The following is a 19,465-nucleotide window of genomic DNA, read 5'->3' on the forward strand; positions in this document are numbered from 1 at the left end:
AAACGTAAACTATCCCTATGATTTGTAACGCTCCATGAGGAAGGTTCTAGGGCAGCAAGCGTGCGTCATTGTGATGACATTTGTATGACAGACAGCGGTTCTCTACGAGTCGACAGGCAGCTTAGGGGGCGGAAAGACCACGTCACCGCCGCTGGCATCGAGCTGGCGAATATCCGTCGGGTTGCCCTGCTCATCCAGGCTTACCAGCCCAATGCCGCTGGCGTTCCATAGCCGCTCTCCGGCGCTGGCTTGGTCTGGGTCCCGGGGGTAGATGCTAAGCTTGCGCCGCTTGGTGAACCAGTTCAGCGGCGATAACGGCGCGTAGAGCCAACGGTTCAAACGGTCGAAGGTATTCAGCAACTGCTTGGGAAAAGTATTTTTCACCCCACTCGAAGTGATTTGCCATAGCTTTGGAGCCCGCTTCTGGCGGCGTACGACGATATCGTAGGCAAAGGAGTAGTGAACATCACCCGAGAGGATCACGTAGTTACCGGGGGTTTTGGAGTGCCGCCAGATATGCAGCAGCACGTTGGCCGCACCGCGGTGCGCCATCCAGTTCTCGGCATCCACCACCAGCGGTTTGCCCGCCAGGGTGAAGAGTTTTTGGATACTTTCGATCAGCTTGACGCCAAACATGGGCGCAGGCGAGACGATCACCGCGCTTTTAGTGCCCAGCAGCGCCTGCTGCATCTCCATCAGCGCCTCCCAATCCATCAAGCCTGACGGGCGGTTGGGGCTGCGCTCGCTGCGCCAGCGGCGCGTACGGGTGTCCAGCACGATGAGTACGGGCGTGCCCGGCACCTGAAACTCCCAGCCCTGAAAGCGCAGCAGCCGCTCGATAAACGCGTCCTGGTGGTCAGGCTTCAGCGGGCCGACATCGTCGAACAGGGTGATCGCCTGGTGTAGCAACGGATTAAGTTTATCGGGCGCATTCCCCCACCCTTGGCAGAGCAGGTACGCCACCAGTGCGTTGCCGATAATACGCTTTGAGAACGGGTGGCCGTAGGCACAGCGCTCCCAGTCGGCAGTCAAGTTCCAGTCGTCGGTCACGTCGTGGTCATCAAAAATCATCAGGCTGGGCACGTGGGCCATCAGCCGCGCGCACTGAGGCAGACCCTCTACGAACGCTTCGATGATCGCCTGCTCTTCCCGGTAAGCCTCAGCCTCTTTTTCGCCTAACGCCGGGGCGTCATAGGCAATCACCTGCCACGGCGCGGGCGACCACACCAGGCAGTACATGGCGAGCATCTCGGCCAGCGTCATCAGGTGGTTCTGGGCGTTCGCCGAGGTGAATACCGGCTTTTTTACGCCACCAAAAAAGCGCTCACGCAGCGCCGCGTTGCTGGTGACATCCGGCAGCAGCGCTTCCCGGTGGTAGTAGCTTTCCGGGGCGTTATACAGCGCTTGGCTATCATCGACGGTAGCGCCCTCAAGCAGTTCATCCACTAGCCCCAGGCGGGCAATCAGCGCATGAACCGCCCGCAGCATGGGGCCTGCCACGTCATCCACGTACACTTGGTCGCCGGTCATCAGCAGCCACGCGGGCCACTCGGCGGGTGACTCTTGGCGCTCGGCTATCCAGTTATCGGCCCGCACTAAGCCATCGGCGCTATCGTGATGGGGTTTACGACAGGAGCCGTGCATCAGACGGTGGTGGCGAGAGGCCAACACAAACCCTGGGTAGTCATAGTCATCGTGGCATAGCCACGGCGCCCACTCCGGCAGGGGCTGCCACGCGCCGTCAGTGCTTTGTACCTGCAGGTCGTAGGCAATGCGGGTGTCGGTGGGCAGCGCGGTGGGTAGCGAAAGGTCGATACAGTGAATATAAGCATGCCGACCAATCGCCACGCACTGGTGGGCGTTATCTAACGCGTGGGTTTGCTGCTCCTCTTGCTCGGGGTTCAGCACGAGCTGCATGGTCAGCGGACGGGTCGCTACCAGCCATAAAATCAGCCGCGACGGCGAGAGGCGACGCAGCAAAGGTCCAACCAGTACGTCGGGTAACGTCGTGGCGATTTGTGTCATTTCACACCCTCTGTGCTGTGTGTTGCATCGCTCTTACGATCATTAAGTAGCGACCACAGGCAGTTCAATGACTACCTCTAAACCGCCAGACTCGGCGCGCTGTAGGCGCATCTGGCCATGATAAAGCGTGACAAGGTCCGTCACGATGGCTAATCCCAATCCGCTGCCTGAACGCTGCTCATCCAGCCGCTTGCCGCGCTGGACAGCGGCTTGACACTCTTGCGGCGTCATACCGGGGCCGTCGTCGCTGACAACCAGCAACAGCATCTCGCTTTGAGCCTGCAAGCGGATATGCACATCGCTTTTGCCCCAGCGCAGGGCGTTGTCCAGTAGATTACCCACCATCTCCTGCAGGTCCTGACCGTCCATATGCACCCGCACGCCGCTATCCACGGTTTGGCGCAGGGTAATATGGCGGCGCTGCGCTAGCCGGGCAAGCCCGGTGATGAGCGGGGCCAGTGTGCCTTGGAGGGCCACCGGAGCAAAGCGTACTCCCTCGCCCGCAGCGGAAGCCCGCGCCAGATGGTGGCGCACAGCGCTGTCGATACGCGATAGCTCGGCCTCCCAGGTATCGCGACTCTCGCCCGGTAGCTGTTTGGCCAACAGCCGCATCACACTAATCGGCGTTTTTAGGGCGTGAGCGAGGTTACCTGCCGTGTGGCGGCCCCGTTCGATGAGCCGCTGGTCACGGGCCAGCACGGCGTTCATGGATTTTGCCAATGTGGCCAACTCGTCGGGCAAACGAGTTTCTAACTGCTCTGCTCGCCCCTGCTCCACCTCGCGCAGGTTAGCATTCATACGCCGCAGCGGCGCTAACCCCCAGCGTACCTGAAGCGCCAGTACGCCCAGTAGCAGCGCCCCTAGGCCCAGCAGGCCCAACCACAGCATCTGCTGAAACTCCTGAATATCTTCGCGTAAATCATCGTCCCGCGCAGCCACGCTCACGTGCAGCGGTGTTTCTAAAGGCGCTAGATAAATATCGCGTTCAACGACACGTAACTGCTGTCCCCTTGGGCCTGGTAACGTGCGGGCGGTCACCCGCTCGCTCTCCAGCACCGGCAAGCGCTGATCCCATAACGAGCGCGACGTGACCGAGTGGTTCGCATCGTCGGTAATCTGCCAATACCAACCCGAATACACATGATCGAAACGGGGATCACCCAGCGCGCGCTCGTAGTTGAGCTGCCCGGCCAGCGGGTCGTAAGTGACCCCGGCAATCACTACGTTGAGGGTCGCTTCCAGCCGTTCATCAAACGCATTGACCGCAGCGGTGCGGTAATGGTGGGCCAATAGCCAACCAGCAACCGGCAGCGCCAGCAGCACCATGAGCAGCACCGCCAACAGCAGGCGTAGATTGATAGAGCGGCTAGCCCAGCGCTGACTCCAAGAGACCACATTAGCGTTCATGAATCGCTCGGTTCATCGGCTAACAGGCGATACCCCTGACCGCGCAGCGTGGCAATGCGCCACGCGCCTAGCTTGCGCCGCAACCGACTGACCTGAACATCAATGACGTTGGAGTCGGGCTCGTGGTCACGGTCGTAAACGTGCTCAGACAGCTCGCTACGGCTGACCACTCTGGGCGCAGCATGCATTAAGTAGCTTAATAGGCGGGTTTCCTGAGCAGTTAAGCTCACGGGACGCCCCACCAAAGTGACATGTTGGGTGTGAGTATCCAGGCTAAGCTCGCCCACTTTAAGCACCGGGTGCGCATGGCCATGGGTACGGCGCACCAATGCCTGCAGGCGAAACAGCACTTCGGCGGGTTCGAAGGGTTTGGTGACGTAGTCATCGGCACCCGCGGTAAAGCCAGCGGCTTTATCGGCCCAGCGTTCACGGGCCGTTAAGATCAGTACCGGCAGATCAATACCATCTTCCCGCCAAGAAGAGAGCCAGCGAGTGCCATCGCCATCGGGCAGGCCAATATCCAAAATGACCGTATCGTACGCCTCTGTGCGCACCAAAAAATCTGCTTCCTGGCCGTTTTCCGCCAGCTCAACGATCCAGTCACCATCTTGCAACGCTTGACTCAGCTCACGGGCAAGCGCCTGGTCATCCTCTACCAGTAAACACTTCATCAAAAACCCCTTATCAATAAACCCAATGGAGGCAGGAAGATGGGGGACCGCAGGCAAACGTCTTAACGCTGCATCTCGCGGATGCGCACGCCCTCTATTTGCATAAGCTGGCCACTGTGACCGTCGAACTCAAACTCCACCACCTGCCCTTGGGGGCCTAGCAGCTTGATTTCATACTCGACCAGCCCATCATCGCGCTCGATTTCAACCTCCAACACGTCGCCGATGTAGTGGGCGTCGAGCCAGTCGAGAATGGTATCAAGGGGAACCACGTCGCCTCGCCGCACTTCGCTGTGCAGGGCCTCCCAGTGCTGGTCACCGGTCGCACTACCCATCAATACGAGGACCAGCGCCAATACCAGCCCGCCCTTATAGGGGAGCCGTTGCCAGGAGCGCTGCTTAATAGAGAGAAGAGACGTCATTTTCATAACAGTAGGATGCCAAAGGCAACATGAACGCTAGATGAACGGCTTTGTCAGGTTAAGGAAAGAACCCCGGTGATATAAATACCCTGTCGCATTCGCTAACTGACCTTCGTTAGGCATCATCCGGCAATGCATTCACTAAGCAAAGAAGGAATTTGATATGAACGCTATGAAAAAAATGCTGCTGATCCCAACTTCTGCTCTTCTGCTTGCCGCTGCTGCAGGTAGCGCCCAAGCAGACACTCAGCCGATGGACCGGATCGATGACATTCTAACCTACGCCGCCGACTACGGGTTCAGCCACATCGAAGAGATCAATGTTGATGACCGTGGCCGTGTAGAATTAGAAGGCTGGTTAGACGATGAGTGGTACGCCGATGTGGACTTCTCCATGGATAACGGCGACACCCTGCAAGAAGAGCGTAAGCGCCTGATTACCGGAGCCTGGGGCATGAGCGAAGATGACGTGCGCCAAGCACTCAATGCTGCCAGCCAGGAAGGTATGACCGAATTTGAAAGCATCGATATCGATAAAAGCGGCATCATCGATGTTGAAGGCCGCGAGCAAAACGGCCGCGAGCTGGAACTGAGCCTGCGCCAGGGTTCTTTTGAAGTCACCCAGATGGATCGCGACTAATCACATTCGCGTCTCGTACATCTAGCCGTACATTCTGTTAGTACGCTCTGTTAAGACACTCTATTCATACACTCTCTGCGGCGGGCCTTCGGGCTCGCCGCTTTTTTGTACCTACGCATTCACTAGGATTTGATTGGCATCCCACATGAATGTCGTTAGCGTAGCCACAGGCGGTTAGCACAGCCGCCTCTCAAGCTAGCGAATAGGAGAGACTTTTTGACGACCTCCGCCGAAGGTGTCAGCGACGCGATACGCCATACAGTGCTGCGCGATCTCGCTTGGCTGTTAGCAACCCCCGATTTAGTCACCCTTGGCGCTTATCCTGGGAGGCCCACAGGCTTAACGCTGGGCCTTGCAGACAATCACCATGCATGGCTGACCGCTCTACTGCCCGGCGTTGAGGCGCTGAATGGCAAGCTAGCGACGCGCATGGGCCACTACCATGAGCGGCTGTGGCAGCTGTTACTGGATAACGCCCCTAATACCCGCCTGCTGGCCAATAATCTGCGTATTACTCAACGCCGCACAACGCTGGGCGAGCTGGATATGCTTTATCGCACGCGGACAAACCCAGCGCCGGTGCATTTGGAAGTAGCGATCAAGTTCTATCTTGGTCTTCCCGACGGGCCAGGCGAAGCCAACAGCCAAAGCCGCTGGATTGGCCCCGGTGGTTTGGACAGTTTGGCCTTGAAGTGCAGTCATCTGCTCCATCATCAGCTACCGCTCTCCCGTACTGCCACCGCGCAGGCGAATATTGCCCACTGGTTAACGCCCAGAGATACGGGCGAAGCGACCACGCTAAGCAACCTGCTGACCCAGCAGCTTGCCATGCCCGGCGTGCTGTTTTATCCATGGCAGGCCAACTTGCCACCACCTGTCGGGGCAACGGCCGAGCATCGGCGGGGGTGGTGGTGCCATCAACACGCTTGGCCCAGCGTGGCTGAATGCTACAGCACGGCGCTACAGGTCGCGTGGCTAGCAAAGCCCCACTGGTTAGCGCCGCCATTGCTCGACGCGTTTGGCAACGCCAATGAGCGGATGGAGGCCGTGATGGCACAGGTCAACCGCTACGGGCCGCAGCAAGTGATGCTGTACGACCCGAAGGGAGAAGAGAACTGCTGGGAAGAGAACTACTGGGAAAAGAGTTGCCAGGAGAGACCGCTAACGCGGCTGATGGTGGTACCCGACGACTGGCCGCGCCAGGTACCGCTACCGCCGAAGCGGCGTGGCTAACCCGCCGTTTAAACCACTACCAAGTTGTCGCGGTGGATCAGTTCGTGGGCTTCCACGTAACCAAGGATGGCTTCGATCTGGTGGCTTGGCTGGCCCGCTAGCTGGCGAGCTTCGTCGGCCCCGTAGTTGACCAAGCCCTTGGCCACGCGAGTGCCCTGCTCATCCACACACAGCACCATGTCGCCGCGCTTAAAACTGCCCTGCACGTCACGCACGCCAACGGCCAGCAGGCTAGAGCCTTTACCACGCAGCACGTTGACCGCGCCCGCATCCAGCACCAGCGTACCGCGCACCTGAAGCTGACCCGCTAGCCAGCGCTTGCGCGCTGCCATAGGGGCTTGATCCGGGCGCAGCAGCGTGCCGAGTGCTTCACCGTTCATTACCCGAGTAATTACCTCCGGCTGGCGACCACTGGCAATCACAGTTACCGCGCCGGAACGCGCCGCGAGCTGGGCAGCGCGCACTTTGGTGCTCATACCACCCCGGCCCAACGCCCCGCCGCTGCCTGCCACGGCGGCCAAGCGGGGGTCGTCAGCACGCCCCTCAGTAATCAGCGTGGCGTCAGGGTTGTGGCGGGGGTCGGCATCGAACAGACCTTCTTGGTCGGTGAGCAGCAGCAGCGCATCGGCTTCCAGCAGGTTGGCCACCAGCGCGCCGAGGGTGTCATTATCGCCAAAGCGGATCTCGTCGGTGACGACGGTATCGTTTTCGTTGATCACCGGTACCACGCGCATTTCGACCAGCGTGCGCAATGCCGAGAGCGCATTCAGGTAGCGCTTGCGGTTAGAGAGGTCGTCGTGGGTAAGCAGAATCTGCGCGTTGAGCATGCCGTGGCGCGCAAAGTGCTGCTCGTAGCACTGAGTCAGGCCATTTTGGCCCACGGCGGCGGCCGCCTGCAGCTCGTGCACGGCGCTGGGGCGTGCCTGCCAGCCCAGGCGCACCATGCCAGCTGCCACCGCACCGGAGGAGACCAGCACCACCTCTTTACCCTGCTGATGCAGGGCGGCAATTTGATCCACCCAGCCGCCAATGGCCGCTTCGTCCAGCCCACGACCATCATTAGTGAGCAGCGCGCTGCCAATTTTGACCACTACCCGGCGGGCGCTACTCAGCGCCTCACGGCCCGGCAACTGCTCGTTGCTTTCCACGTCACGACTCTCCCACGCCATTGCGCTCACGCGATTTATCGTTCCCAGAACGCCTTCTGCCTACGGGGCGTACTCCACTTCGACATCGTAATCATCGTCGTCGAAATCGTCATCGTCTTCTTCATCATCGCGCTTACGACGACGGCCAAGGCGGGCTTCGGTACGGGCCACCGACTCCTCCTCCATGCGACGGCGCATCTCCTGCTCGCGGGCATGGGCCTCTTCGTCTTCGTTTTCCAGACGCTGCTGCTCGGTGAGCCAGCGGTACGCCGCCTGCACCAGCTTGTCAGTGCCTTCGCTGCTGATCGCCGAAATACGGAACACTGGACCGTCCCAGTTCAGCGCCTCGATGATCGCCTGGGCCCGCGCTTCGCGCTCCTCTTCCGGCAGCAGGTCGAACTTATTCAGCACCAGCCAGCGGGGCCGCTCGGAGAGCGCCGGAGAGAACTGACCAAGCTCGTGAATAATCGCCTGCGCGGCTTCCACCGGGTCGGACTCATCAAACGGCGCCACATCAACCACGTGGAACAGCAGCCGCGTGCGGGTCAGGTGCTTCAAGAAGCGCAGCCCCAGGCCAGCACCGTCGGAGGCACCTTCAATCAGCCCCGGTACGTCGGCCATTACAAAGTGCTCATGCATCCCCAGCTTCACCACGCCCAGGTTTGGCACCAGCGTAGTGAACGGGTAGTTGGCCACTTTGGGCTTGGCCGCAGAGACCGAACGAATCAGCGTCGACTTACCGGCGTTGGGCATGCCTAGCAAGCCCACATCCGCCATCACTTTCATTTCCAGGCGCAGGTTACGACGGTCGCCTTCGGTGCCCGGCGTGGTGCGCCGCGGCGCACGGTTGGTAGAGGATTTGAAGTGAATATTCCCCAACCCACGGCGGCCGCCTTCTGCTACCAGCACGACCTGACCAATTTCGGTCACGTCGGCAATCACCTCAAGGGTGTCTTCATCAATCACCGTGGTGCCCACCGGCACTTTTACGTGCAGGTCTTCACCAGCTTTACCGCTCATCTGGCGGCCCATGCCGCCTTGCCCATTTTCAGCTTTGTAGAAACGCTGAAATTTGAAATCAATCAGGGTGTTGAGCGAATCATCACCAATCAGATAAACGCTGCCACCGTGGCCGCCATCACCACCATCGGGGCCACCCTTGGGCACATATTTCTCGCGGCGAAAGCTCAGACAGCCATTGCCGCCCTTACCTGCCTCAACAATAATCGAGGCTTCATCGACGAACTGCATTGGATTCTCCCGGCCGCTTCCGCCGCCCTCACTGCACTATCCCCACCCGTCTCATGCGGGCAAAAGGGATCGAAAAGACAAAAAAGCCCCGCCATGGCGGGGCTTTTCTTTCGTCATCTTCGCACTGCGTAAGTCATACCAACCAACTTACTCAAAGCAACCGAGGTTGCTTAGGCAGAAACGATGCTGACGAATTTACGGTTGTTCGGACCTTTGGTCTCGAACTTCACGAAGCCGTCGTTCAGAGCGAACAGCGTGTGATCACGACCCAGGCCAACGCCAGTGCCTGCGTGGAAACGAGTGCCACGCTGACGAACGATGATGTTACCTGCGGTTGCCGCTTGGCCACCGAAGAGTTTCACACCAAGGCGTTTGGATTCGGAATCGCGACCGTTACGCGTGGAGCCGGCTGCCTTTTTATGTGCCATTGCAAAATCCTCCTAAAGGGAATTGGCTGCTTACGCAGAAATTCCGGTAATTTTGACTTCAGTGAACCACTGACGGTGGCCCTGACGCTTCATGTGGTGCTTCCGGCGACGGAATTTGATGATCGTCACTTTATCGCCACGGCCGTGGGAAACGATTTCAGCGGAAACTTTGGCACCGCTAATGAAAGGTGCGCCAATGTTTACGTCATCGCCGTCTGCAACCAGCAGCACTTCATCAAACTCAATCGTTTCGCCGGTAGCGACTTCGATTTTCTCGAGCTTGAGGGTTTGACCTTCTTGAACGCGGTACTGTTTACCACCGCTTTTAATAACTGCGTACATGTCGCTCTCCGGACTTGTCGTTAATGCCGGTTACGCCCCGCGTAACCAACGCTCATCGCCTTCCGCTCTTATCGACCTGCTGCGAGTGGCGCCTCTTTTGGCAGCCATCTGACAGGGAGCATGATGAGTGGGTCGCGGATTATAACGACTATCGCTTCATACCACAAGGCCACCGGGGCTTGTCAATCTTCCAAACGCCGGCCTGGGCCTGCTTAGCGCGGCTATGCCTTGACGCCTTACAGGCAGCCCCATAGCATGAGCTCCACTCTTACCTGCCGCGATGAACGGAACCCATGACAGCCAACGTCTCCTCAATCCCGCCTGCCAGCCCTTCGCCTTCACCGCTGCACGCCGTGGTGGCCGACGATTTTGAGGCCGTCAACCGCACCATTGTGACGCAGTTGAATTCTCGCGTGCCGCTGGTGGAAACCATCGGCCAGTACATCATCGAAAGCGGCGGTAAACGCCTGCGCCCGCTACTGGTACTGTTGGCAGCGCGCTCGTTGGGCTACGAGGGCGACAAGCATATTACCCTCGCCACGCTGATCGAGTTTATGCATACCTCCACTCTGTTGCACGATGACGTGGTGGATGAGTCGCACATGCGCCGTGGCAAGAAAACCGCCAACGACGCCTGGGGCAATGCGCCTTCCGTGCTGGTGGGTGATTTCCTCTACTCCCGCTCGTTCCAGATGATGGTGGATGTAGGCTCCATGCGCATCATGGCGATCCTATCCGGAGCCACCTGCGTGATCGCAGAAGGTGAAGTGCTGCAGTTGACCAACATTGGCAACCCCAGTATTTCCGAGGCGGATTACTTCGAGACCATCCAGGGTAAAACCGCGATGCTGTTTGAAGCCGCCTCCCACAGCGGCGCGGTGCTCGCCGAAGCTACGCCGGAGCAGGAGCGCGCCCTGCAGCATTACGGCCGCTACCTGGGTCTCGCTTTCCAACTGATTGACGACTTGCTGGACTATCAAGGCGACGCCGAGGCGATGGGCAAAAACGTTGGCGACGACTTGGCCGAAGGCAAGCCCACGCTACCGCTCATTCACGCCATGGAGCGCGGCACCCCTGAGCAAGCCAAGCTGATTCGTCAGGTGATTCGCAAAGGCGGTCTTGAACAGCTAGACGACGTACTGGCGATTATTCACGACACCGGGGCGCTGGCGTACACCCGCGTACGGGCAGAAGAGATGGCGGATAAAGCGCTAGCCGAACTGGATGCCCTGCCCCCTAGCCCTTATCGCGATAGCATGGCTCAACTTGCCCGCTTAGCCGTAGATCGCCAAGCGTAACCGACAACGCTTTTCGCGTTGTACAAAGAAAGGGCGTGAAAAAAGAGGCTTGAAAAAAGCCCTTCGCCTGCGTATGATTCGTCCCGTTGTTGGGCACGCCTCAGCAACTTTCGGAATATAGCTCAGCTTGGTAGAGCGCTGCCTTCGGGAGGCAGAGGTCGTAGGTTCGAATCCTGCTATTCCGACCAAGAATTCAATGAAAACGGCCACTTAGCTTTTAGAGCAAGTGGCCGTTTTTGTTTGTGTGCAAGTTACCCCGGCGGGTGAATCAGCCCTACCACACTGACCACAATCAGCACTGCGCCCAATACGCGAAAAAACAGCCCCGTATCGGCATTAAGCAAGTAGCGGTGGGCTTTTTCACCAAGCAAGTGGCCGATAAAGGCACAGGGCAGCAGCCACAGTTGATGAATGAGCTGTAGGTCAACGCCCGCAATCACAAACGACACCATTTTGATCACGACCAAAATAAACCACAGCACAAACATGGTGTCGCGTAACTGCTCTTTCGCGACATGAGTGGCGAACACGGACACAATCAGCGGTGCGCCAATCAGCGACGTGCCGCTAACGTAGCCCCCCAGCCCCAGCAGTACATAATCCACGTACTTATTGTTACTTCTAAACGGCTTATTTAGCACATAGCCGATGGCGTAGATGATCACGATACCGAAGATAATACTGGTCATCACATTGGCGGGCAGGGTGAGCAACCCAACCACCCCCACCAGCTTGGGCACGATCATGATCTTGAGCGCTTTGCCTAAATAGCCCCAGTCGATGTTGCTCTGAACCGCAGCGCTGCTGCCCGCCTGCTGCAGCTGACGATGCCCATTCCAGGCAATCCAACTGGAAAAAATCAGCAGATGAATAGCAATAATCGGCAGGAACACCAATGGTTCGTTGACGACGAGCAGGAGAAACGGCAGCGCCAAGACCGCGCCACCAAAGCCAAGACTGGTGCGCACAAAACCGCTCCAGGCAAAGATAAGCCCAATCAGCACGTACTGATACCAAAGTAAATCTGCCATAGCGTTGATAGGTTTCCTTACAGTGATGGGATCAGACTAACTGCCACCAGCGCGGCAGCAGTGCGCGCACCTGGGCATGGGCAAAACGGTCATCCATTAATACCACAACCCCTTCATCGTCGGGGCTGCGGATCACTCGCCCAGCGGCCTGTATCACCTTGATCACCCCAGGAATACGGTAGGTATAGTCGCCTCCCCGGCCAAAGCGCGCCTGCAATCGGGCTTTCAGCGCTTCGTTAAAGTCGTTAAACGGCGGCAAGCCCAGTGTTGCCACAAAGGCACCGATCAATCGCTCACCGGGCAGGTCAATGCCCTCCGCGAAGGCACCACCCAACACGGCAAAACCGATGCCTTTACCGCCGGGGGCAAAGCGCGCCAAAAACGCCTCTCGCTCGGGCTCCTGCATGCTTCGCGTTTGCGCAAACACCGGAATCTCAGGATGCGCCTGCTCGAATGCATTCATCACCTGTTCGAGGTAAGCAAAGCTACTGAAAAACGCCAAGTAGTGCCCCGGCTTGTGCTGATAGTGCGCCGCCAGTGTCGCCACAATCGGGGGTACCGACGCCACGCGGTGATGGTAGCGGGTCGAGATATCGCTACGCACATGGACCTCTAGCTGCTGCGCCACGAAGGGAGATTCCACCTCGCGCCATACGCTGCGCTCCGGCAACCCCAGTAAGTCGCGGTAGTAGTAAAAAGGCGACAGCGTGGCGGAAAACAGCACCGTGCAGTGAGCGCGCTTAAAGCGCGGGGCGAGAAAGTCCGCCGGGACCACATTGCGTAGCCCAAGCACCGCACTTCCTTTGCCCTGACTTTCCAGATCACAGAGGGAGTGGTCGCCAAACGATTCCGCCAAGCGGCAGAACGCCAGCGCTTCAAACAGCAGCTCTTGAAGCGCCTGATTCGCCCCTTCGGGATGTTCCACGAGATAATCAGTCATCGCCCCAGCAAGGGTATGCAGTGCGCTCACCAGTTTGGTGGGCAGCGTTTCTAGCAAGTGGTAACGCCGCTCCGGCGCTTGGGCGGCCACCTCTTTATTAAGCGCCTGCCACTGCCTGCCCACGCGGGCCAGCGGCTTGGCTAAGGCGGGCGGGGAGTGACGGCGCAGGAAGCTCAAGCGCTGCTGGGAGAGCGCGGCGCTGTACATGCCGCGAGCACGGTCTACCAGGTTATGCGCCTCATCTACCAGCAGCCCCACTCGCCAGTCGTTGGCTTGAGCAAGCCCGTGCAGCAGCGCGTGGCTATCGAACCAGTGGTTCACATCCCCCACCGCCACATCAGCCCAGCGGGCCAGCTCCTGGCCTAAGTAGTAGGGGCAAACCTGATGCGCCAGCGCCACCTCCCGCAGCGCATCGCGCGCTAGCCAGCCTTTTTCCACCGCCGCTTGGCGGGCGGCAGGCAAGCGGTCGTAAAACCCTTTTGCTAAAGGGCAGGTATCGCCCTGGCAGGCGGTGCCGGGGTATTCACAGGCTTTATCGCGGGCGACGAGTTCCAGCACCCGCAGCGGCTGGGCAGGAGCCTCTAGGCTCACCAAGGCGTCGAGCGCGAGGCGGCGGCCAGGCGTTTTCATAGTGAGAAAAGCGATGCGGTCGAGCCGCTGACGGGGCATCGCAGAGAGCATGGGAAACAGCGTGCCCAGGGTTTTGCCAATGCCGGTGGGCGCTTGGGCCAGCAGGCAGCGTCCGGTGCTGGCGGCTTTAAACACATCTTCGGCCAACGCCCGCTGCCCTGGACGAAAGTCCACGTGGGGAAAGGTCAGCGTGGCGAGCCACGCATCGCGGCACTCGCGGTGGGCGGCCTCCTGCTCGGCCCAGGCTAAAAAGCGCTGGCACTGGTCGGCAAAAAACGCCGCTAGCTCCTCGGCACGGGCATCAAGCGTCAGCCGGGTTTCCTGGCCGCTGGCAATATCCAGGTACACCAGCGCCAGCGTGATGTATGAAAGCCCGCGCTCAGCGCAGAGCAGCGCGCCGTATACCTTCACCTGGGCCCAATGCAGTGCGCGCTGGTTATCCGCCATGCGCGCTAGGCTGCTGCGATGGGTTTTGATCTCTTCAACGCAATTTGCCGCCACATCAAAGCCATCAGCGCGGCCCACCACGCGTAGCCCCTGATATTCGCCGGAGAGCGGTAATTCGGCCAGGTAGCCCGCTATGTTTTCTCGCCGTTTGGCCACCAGCGCGTGGCCTTCAATGCCCTCTTGGGCGCTGGGCGCGGGGGTAAAACGGTGGTCGAGGTCGCCTTGGCGTGCGGTGAAATCGCACAGCGTACGCACCGCGACCCGATAGCGGCTCATGAAGTTGGCTGCCAGCGCACGTGGCACACCTCGACCGGCATGTCGTGGCGGCAGAAGAAATCAATCCAGCGGCGCTGGTTATCCTGCAGACGGTCACCGGGGCCTTTCACTTCGATCATACGGTAGCGAGGCTTCCCGGCGGGCGCATCGGGCATTAGCTGAATAAGATCCGGCAGGCCTGCCCGATTGTGCTTTAGGTCACTCAGCAAGCGGGTAAAGCAGGCGTGCAGATGCGCGGCGGGCAGGCAGCTAAGCGCGGCTGTTAACAGCGGTTCGCTCAAAACACCCCAGTGCACAAACGGCGAGGTAATGCCCTGCTTGGCGTGCCAAGTCGCGCGCATCGTCTCACGGTAGCGCCCGTCGTCTAGCTGTGCCAGGCAGGCGTCGATCTCGGCTTGGCGCTGGCGAACGAAGTCCTCGCGGTACAAATCCGCAGGCCCACTATGAAACGGATGAAAAAACGCCCCCGGCAGCGGTTTGAAAATCGCTGGCCAGAGCAGCAGACCAAAAAGCCCGGTGATTAGGCAGTTTTCCACATAGAACACCGGAGCACTGGCGGTGGATAAGTGTTCGGCAACGGCGCGCTCTACCGATTGAGGGCCAGGAAGCTCCAGTACGTAGGTCGGGGCCTCGGCTGCTTTCACGGCCTGGGGGGCGGGCTGGTTCAGCTTGCGCGCCAAGCGCGGCAATAAGCGCCCAAGCGCTTGGGTTTCGCTCTCTCTCGCCTGCCCCAGCGCGGCCTGGGCCAGCTCGTAACCTTCCTGGTAACGGCCTAACCGCTCTAACACCCGCAGCCTACGAATGCGCGCCTCGCTGTTAGTCGATTCGGCGTACAACAAAAGCGCTTGTTCTGCTTCACCGCTGCGTTCCGCCGTTTGCCCCAGGGTCAGCAGCAGCCGCGAGCGGCGTGCGTCTAGCCAACGGTTGTTGGAGGCCGCGGGCACTTCTGTGGCCAGCTGTTCAGGCAGCTCACCGTTTTCTAGGCGTTCGCGCAGGTGGTGTAGTGCTAGGTAGGTGTCCACCTCGTCTCGATGCTGAAACGCCCGTGATTCGGCGGTCAGCGGCACTTGTTCAAAACGCTGCAAGCCAAGCTCGGTGAGCACGAACTCGGCCCAATCTTGGCGCAGGTTGCCAAAAAACATCAGCCGCAGACGGTCGCACAGCGCCATGACGTTGAGCCGCACGATGTGCGTTGTTGCGGCAGGCCACCACTGGCGCAGCGGTATTGAATCGGTAAGCACCGGCATTAACGCGGCTTGGAGCGCCGTTTTGGTGGCATTAGACGGCAGCCCGGCGGTGCTGATAGGAGCTTGCAAGGCGTGGCGCAGCTCGCTCAAGCGCAGCAGCCGAAACAACTCCTCAATGGTTAACAGCGGCGCGTCATCCACCCAGCCAAGCGCCATCAGCGGTGCCAACGCCAGATGGGTATCGCCAATTTCGGGGTAGCTGAGCTTATCCACGCGAAACAGCTCGCCTTTACGCATCACCATCCGCACTAACAGCGCTTGAGAAGCGCGGGGCAGCTGCGACCACTGCTGGAGCGTGTGATGCTCATCGGCACTGAGTAAATCTCCGTGGCGCGCCTGCACCCACGCGACCAGGAAGCGAAAATTCACTAAGTAGTAGAAAGGATCATCAAGGGAGGCGGTCGCCGGAGCGGCAGAGGCACTGTTCATGCCTCCATTGTAACAGCGCGAACGTCCGTAGGTTAACCCACACGGTGTTGGTAAAGCACTTCCAAGGCATCGACAGCGGCTTGCTCGTCGGCTGTAGGCACTTCGGTAGATTGCTCCATCACACGCGGGGTGGGCTTCGCCTGGGCAACGGGCTGGCGTCCGCCTACCAGCACGTACCACTCTGCTTCGGTCAGATAGTGCTGGCACCAGCGGCTTAAACCACCCGCTACCGTTTCGCGGCTGCGCTCACCGCCGCGAAACGCGGTCGCAAGATGAAGTAAATCCTGGCGGGCAGTGCGAGCACGAGCGTTGCCCCCGTGCACTTTAGAGAGCGGGCAGCGTCGGTCGTAGGCCGCGTTGGTGAGGGCATTTAGCCAACGCTCCACTTCATGTGCCTGAATACCGCCGTAAACTGCCACGCGCCGCTCCCCACGTTGAACGATAAGGTGAAAAAGAGATAACCGCCTACAGGATAGGCCAAAAAGGCATAAGACTGCCCGAATTTCGTGCAACTGTCACCTTAATGCCTTATTTCACGCCCTGCGTGACCTCCTCAAACCCTTGTAAGACGTTCACCACGTTGACCCCGATATCCTCAACGGCGTAGCCCCCTTCCATTAAAAACACGCAGGGTAGCCCAGCGGCCGCGAGACGTTGCCCAAGGGCAATAAAGTCGACGTGCTGAAAGGTAAAGGCGCTGATCGGGTCACCTTCAAAAATATCCACACCCAGCGATACCACCAGCAATTCACACTCTGCTCTATGGATATGCGCCAGCGCCTCATCCAACGCGGCCATCCACGTCGCAACGGAGGTGCCCGGCGGCAGCGGGTAATTGATCGTGAAGCCTTCGCCTGCCCCTTCGCCGGTTTCGTCGGCGTAGCCTGAGAAGTAGGGGAAGGTGACATCAGGGTCGCCGTGGAGCGAGGCGAATAGCACGTCGTCACGGCGATAGAAGATCTGCTGGGTGCCGTTACCGTGATGAAAATCCACGTCGAGAATCGCGACACGGCGCTTGCCAGCGTCCAGCGCGCGCTGGGCAGCGATGGCGGCATTATTAAAAAAGCAGTAGCCGCCGAATTGATCCACCGCCGCGTGGTGGCCCGGCGGACGGCACAGGCCGAAGGTCGGCTCACCAGTAGCGAGGGTATGATCGGTTGCCGCCAGCGCGGTATCTTTACTTGCCATGGCAGCGGCAAAGGTGCCTTCCGTAATCGAAGTTTCAGCAGCAAGGGCGTAGTAGCCCAACTGGCCGCTCACCGACTGGGGAATACGGTCACCGCGCATCGTACGGGCTGGCCAGATATTGGGGATGGCCTCGCCCGCGTGGCCCGCCGCTTGCCATGCCTGCCAGCAGTTTTCCAAGAACGCGACGTAATCAGCATCGTGAACCGCCAGCACGGGCGCAAGGCCGTAGTCACTGGGCGAACGAACTTCAAACGCGGCTTTGCTCAAGGCAGCCAATACCAAATCCATCCGCTCGGGGCACTCAAAGGGGGTAACTAAAGCGCCATCGTGGAGTTCGCTACGGGCTTGGCGCTGGCGGCTACCTTCGGAAAAAAACGTTAGCATGCGGTTTCCTTCTTTATGCGTGATACGGCCAGTCAGCTGCCCAGCGACGCTTTTGGGCTGGGGTCTGCTGCTTTAACTGATACTCAGCACGGCTGGCAGCGGCACGGTCGGCAAAGGGTTGCGCGCCCAGTAACGCTAGTGGCGGGTTTGCCCGGGTATAGCGCGCGCCTTTACCCGTCGCGTGGGCTTGGTAGCGTTTGGCGAGGTTGTTAGTAATCCCTACATAGGTACCGCGCCTACACTCAAGCAGGTACAAATACCATGGAGAAGTGGCTGTGTTTTCCATAGCGGCTCGTTAGCTGTTCGTAGAGGTAGACACTTCCTGTTCGGCCATTAAACGCTCAAGCTCTGCCAGCGGCATGGGTTTCGCTAGCCCAAAACCTTGGAATAAATCACAGCGGTACGCCAACAGTCGCTGATGCTGCTCGTTGGTTTCCACGCCTTCAGCCACCACATTAAGGCCTAGGTGATGAGCCATGGAGATCACCCCCTGCACAATAGCTGAATCACCGTCGCTGTTGGTGATCTCACTGATAAAACTGCGATCAATTTTGATCGTGCTGATCGGCAAGTGCTTGAGATAGCTCAAACTTGAGTAGCCAGTACCAAAGTCATCAATCGACACACTGACCTGCATAGTGTGTAACTCATTAAGAATATTGATTGCTGCGTCGGTATTATCCATCAGGATGCCTTCGGTCAACTCTAGGGCCAACTGCTCTGCTGGCAATCCAGTATCCAATAACGTTTGACGCAGCGTGGCTAGAAAACTGTCACGGTGGAACTGCAAAGGCGAAAGATTCACCGCGACCCGCAGCTCCCCCAACCCGCTGCGCTGCAACTTGAGCATATCCTTACAGGCCCGCTGCAGCACCCATTCGCTAATCGGCATAATTTGCCCAGTAGCCTCCGCCAAGGGAATAAAGCGGGCAGGGGAAATATAACCTTTAATAGGGTGCGGCCAGCGCAGCAGTGCTTCCACGCTGTCGATTCGCCCATGCCGGTTAAACAGCGGCTGATAATGCAATTCAAAGCCTTGGTGGTCGATGGCTTCCTGCAGGTCGTTACGCAGGCTGACCCGCTCGTTGGCCACTTCGTTGATGTCGTGGCTGAACCACGCATAGGCGTTACGGCCTTGCTGCTTGGCTTTGTACATCGCCATATCCGCTTGCTGAATCAGGGTTTGTGGCTGGGGAGTATCGGGCTGGCTCATGGCAATACCCACGCTGGCGGTCAAATACAGCTCATGGCCATCGATGCAGTAAGGCTTAGCGAGCGCTGGCAATAAACGCTCCGCCACGTCAATCACTTGCCCTTTATCAACGATATTAGTAAGCAGTAGTACAAATTCATCGCCCCCTAGCCGGGCAACCGTATCCGCTTGCCGCAGGGCAGCATGCAGGCGCTTAGCGACCTCTATCAATACTTGGTCGCCCACTGCGTGCCCTAGCGTGTCATTGATTGGCTTGAAATCATCTAGATCTACAAACAACACGCTAATGCGCTCACCACTTTCTTGGGCATGGGCGAACCGTTGATGCAGCTTTTCTTCAAACTGCATACGGTTGGGTAAGCGAGTGAGGTCATCGTGGGTGGCATGATAAGCAAGGCGTGCCTCATAAGCTTTATGCTGTGAGATATCGTGCTGTACACCTACAAAGTGGGTGATATGCCCTTGGTCATCCCGCACTGGAGACACATATAAGTCGTTCCAGAACGGCGTGCCATCTTTGCGCTGACACTCCCCGCCCGCCGCGCTTCGCGCTTTGGGCGAGGGTTCTGAGATCACCCCCAGAACCTTCCTGCTTCCACACGCCTTCACTAGATAGCAGCTAGCAGTCTGTCGGGCTTGAGGTTAATGGATGAGCTGAGGCGTGGGTTCTTCACCCCCCCCTGTGTTGGTGTTGGTGTTGGTGTTGGTGCTGTTGTGTGGCTCTTAACCTGCCCCTCAGCTTCTGCAAGGCGGTTCTGACGCCTTGCCTGCTGGCCGGTTGGGCGCGGCGAGCCCTCAGCCCGCCGTCAACCGGT

18 protein-coding genes and 1 tRNA gene are annotated in these 19,465 nt (G+C 59.0%); 4 read left to right on the plus strand and 15 right to left on the minus strand.

Annotation, left to right across the window (positions count from 1 at the left end):
* Nucleotides 1–102: 102 nt before the first annotated feature.
* From AC13CN_RS05210 to AC13CN_RS05225, 4 genes are all read right to left on the minus strand, one after another.
* Nucleotides 103–2,025: an alkaline phosphatase D family protein gene (locus AC13CN_RS05210; protein ID WP_253556953.1), complete on the minus strand. Its 1,923-nt coding sequence runs from the start codon at nucleotides 2,023–2,025 to the stop codon at nucleotides 103–105.
* A 42-nt stretch (nucleotides 2,026–2,067) separates the two neighbouring features.
* Nucleotides 2,068–3,432, minus strand: a complete 1,365-nt coding sequence (locus AC13CN_RS05215) for a sensor histidine kinase (RefSeq protein WP_483053042.1) — start codon at nucleotides 3,430–3,432, stop codon at nucleotides 2,068–2,070.
* A complete protein-coding gene (locus AC13CN_RS05220) occupies nucleotides 3,429–4,103 on the minus strand; it encodes a winged helix-turn-helix domain-containing protein (RefSeq protein WP_062360506.1) in 675 nt (224 codons plus the stop codon). Before AC13CN_RS05220 ends, AC13CN_RS05215 begins: the two co-directional genes overlap by 4 nt.
* A gap of 62 nt (nucleotides 4,104–4,165) precedes the next feature.
* The gene (locus AC13CN_RS05225) at nucleotides 4,166–4,531 is read right to left on the minus strand and encodes a PepSY domain-containing protein (protein WP_044628766.1); all 366 of its coding nucleotides are present in this window, start codon (nucleotides 4,529–4,531) and stop codon (nucleotides 4,166–4,168) included.
* Nucleotides 4,532–4,688: 157 nt separating this feature from the next.
* On the opposite strand from AC13CN_RS05225, the gene AC13CN_RS05230 reads away from it, so the two are divergent.
* Together AC13CN_RS05230 and AC13CN_RS05235 are read left to right on the plus strand one after the other, a co-directional pair.
* Nucleotides 4,689–5,165, plus strand: a complete 477-nt coding sequence (locus AC13CN_RS05230) for a PepSY domain-containing protein (protein ID WP_044628767.1) — start codon at nucleotides 4,689–4,691, stop codon at nucleotides 5,163–5,165.
* A 216-nt stretch (nucleotides 5,166–5,381) separates the two neighbouring features.
* A complete protein-coding gene (locus AC13CN_RS05235; RefSeq protein WP_289110888.1) occupies nucleotides 5,382–6,398 on the plus strand; it encodes a DUF1853 family protein in 1,017 nt (338 codons plus the stop codon).
* Nucleotides 6,399–6,406: 8 nt separating this feature from the next.
* Here the strand turns inward: AC13CN_RS05235 and proB are convergent, their stop codons facing one another.
* From proB to rplU, 4 genes are all read right to left on the minus strand, one after another.
* Nucleotides 6,407–7,567, minus strand: a complete 1,161-nt coding sequence (gene proB / locus AC13CN_RS05240; protein WP_483053043.1) for a glutamate 5-kinase — start codon at nucleotides 7,565–7,567, stop codon at nucleotides 6,407–6,409.
* 39 nt (nucleotides 7,568–7,606) lie between these two features.
* Entirely contained in the window at nucleotides 7,607–8,797 is a 1,191-nt protein-coding gene (gene cgtA / locus AC13CN_RS05245; protein WP_044628769.1) for an Obg family GTPase CgtA, read from the minus strand.
* A gap of 170 nt (nucleotides 8,798–8,967) precedes the next feature.
* Nucleotides 8,968–9,225, minus strand: coding sequence for a 50S ribosomal protein L27 (rpmA, locus tag AC13CN_RS05250; protein ID WP_030071394.1), 258 nt, complete (start codon nucleotides 9,223–9,225; stop codon nucleotides 8,968–8,970).
* Nucleotides 9,226–9,255: 30 nt separating this feature from the next.
* Nucleotides 9,256–9,567 carry a 50S ribosomal protein L21 gene (gene rplU, locus AC13CN_RS05255; protein WP_016915863.1) on the minus strand — a complete coding sequence of 104 codons (312 nt, stop codon included), beginning with the start codon at nucleotides 9,565–9,567 and terminating at the stop codon, nucleotides 9,256–9,258.
* Between the two features lie 293 nt (nucleotides 9,568–9,860).
* Between rplU and ispB the strand changes: the two genes are divergently transcribed.
* Together ispB and AC13CN_RS05265 are read left to right on the plus strand one after the other, a co-directional pair.
* A complete protein-coding gene (gene ispB / locus AC13CN_RS05260; RefSeq protein WP_062360498.1) occupies nucleotides 9,861–10,865 on the plus strand; it encodes an octaprenyl diphosphate synthase in 1,005 nt (334 codons plus the stop codon).
* A 111-nt stretch (nucleotides 10,866–10,976) separates the two neighbouring features.
* Nucleotides 10,977–11,053: transfer RNA gene (locus tag AC13CN_RS05265), tRNA-Pro, on the plus strand.
* A gap of 63 nt (nucleotides 11,054–11,116) precedes the next feature.
* On the opposite strand, the gene AC13CN_RS05270 is transcribed toward AC13CN_RS05265, so the two are convergent.
* The 7 genes from AC13CN_RS05270 to AC13CN_RS05300 form a co-directional block, all read right to left on the minus strand.
* Nucleotides 11,117–11,896: a sulfite exporter TauE/SafE family protein gene (locus AC13CN_RS05270; RefSeq protein ID WP_044628782.1), complete on the minus strand. Its 780-nt coding sequence runs from the start codon at nucleotides 11,894–11,896 to the stop codon at nucleotides 11,117–11,119.
* Nucleotides 11,897–11,927: 31 nt separating this feature from the next.
* Nucleotides 11,928–14,189, minus strand: a complete 2,262-nt coding sequence (locus AC13CN_RS05275; protein ID WP_062360496.1) for an ATP-dependent DNA helicase — start codon at nucleotides 14,187–14,189, stop codon at nucleotides 11,928–11,930.
* Nucleotides 14,186–15,865 carry a VRR-NUC domain-containing protein gene (locus AC13CN_RS05280; protein ID WP_062360494.1) on the minus strand — a complete coding sequence of 560 codons (1,680 nt, stop codon included), beginning with the start codon at nucleotides 15,863–15,865 and terminating at the stop codon, nucleotides 14,186–14,188. Before AC13CN_RS05280 ends, AC13CN_RS05275 begins: the two co-directional genes overlap by 4 nt.
* A 32-nt stretch (nucleotides 15,866–15,897) precedes the next feature.
* Nucleotides 15,898–16,284, minus strand: a complete 387-nt coding sequence (locus AC13CN_RS05285; RefSeq protein WP_062360492.1) for a hypothetical protein — start codon at nucleotides 16,282–16,284, stop codon at nucleotides 15,898–15,900.
* Nucleotides 16,285–16,393: 109 nt separating this feature from the next.
* Nucleotides 16,394–17,437, minus strand: coding sequence for a histone deacetylase family protein (locus AC13CN_RS05290; protein ID WP_062360490.1), 1,044 nt, complete (start codon nucleotides 17,435–17,437; stop codon nucleotides 16,394–16,396).
* Nucleotides 17,438–17,450: 13 nt separating this feature from the next.
* Nucleotides 17,451–17,723 carry a GIY-YIG nuclease family protein gene (locus AC13CN_RS05295; protein WP_062360488.1) on the minus strand — a complete coding sequence of 91 codons (273 nt, stop codon included), beginning with the start codon at nucleotides 17,721–17,723 and terminating at the stop codon, nucleotides 17,451–17,453.
* A 9-nt stretch (nucleotides 17,724–17,732) separates the two neighbouring features.
* Nucleotides 17,733–19,226, minus strand: coding sequence for a putative bifunctional diguanylate cyclase/phosphodiesterase (locus tag AC13CN_RS05300; RefSeq protein ID WP_287836689.1), 1,494 nt, complete (start codon nucleotides 19,224–19,226; stop codon nucleotides 17,733–17,735).
* Between the last annotated feature and the right edge of the window lie 239 nt (nucleotides 19,227–19,465).

The sequence above is a fragment of the Vreelandella sp. L-25 genome, assembly GCF_056857535.1.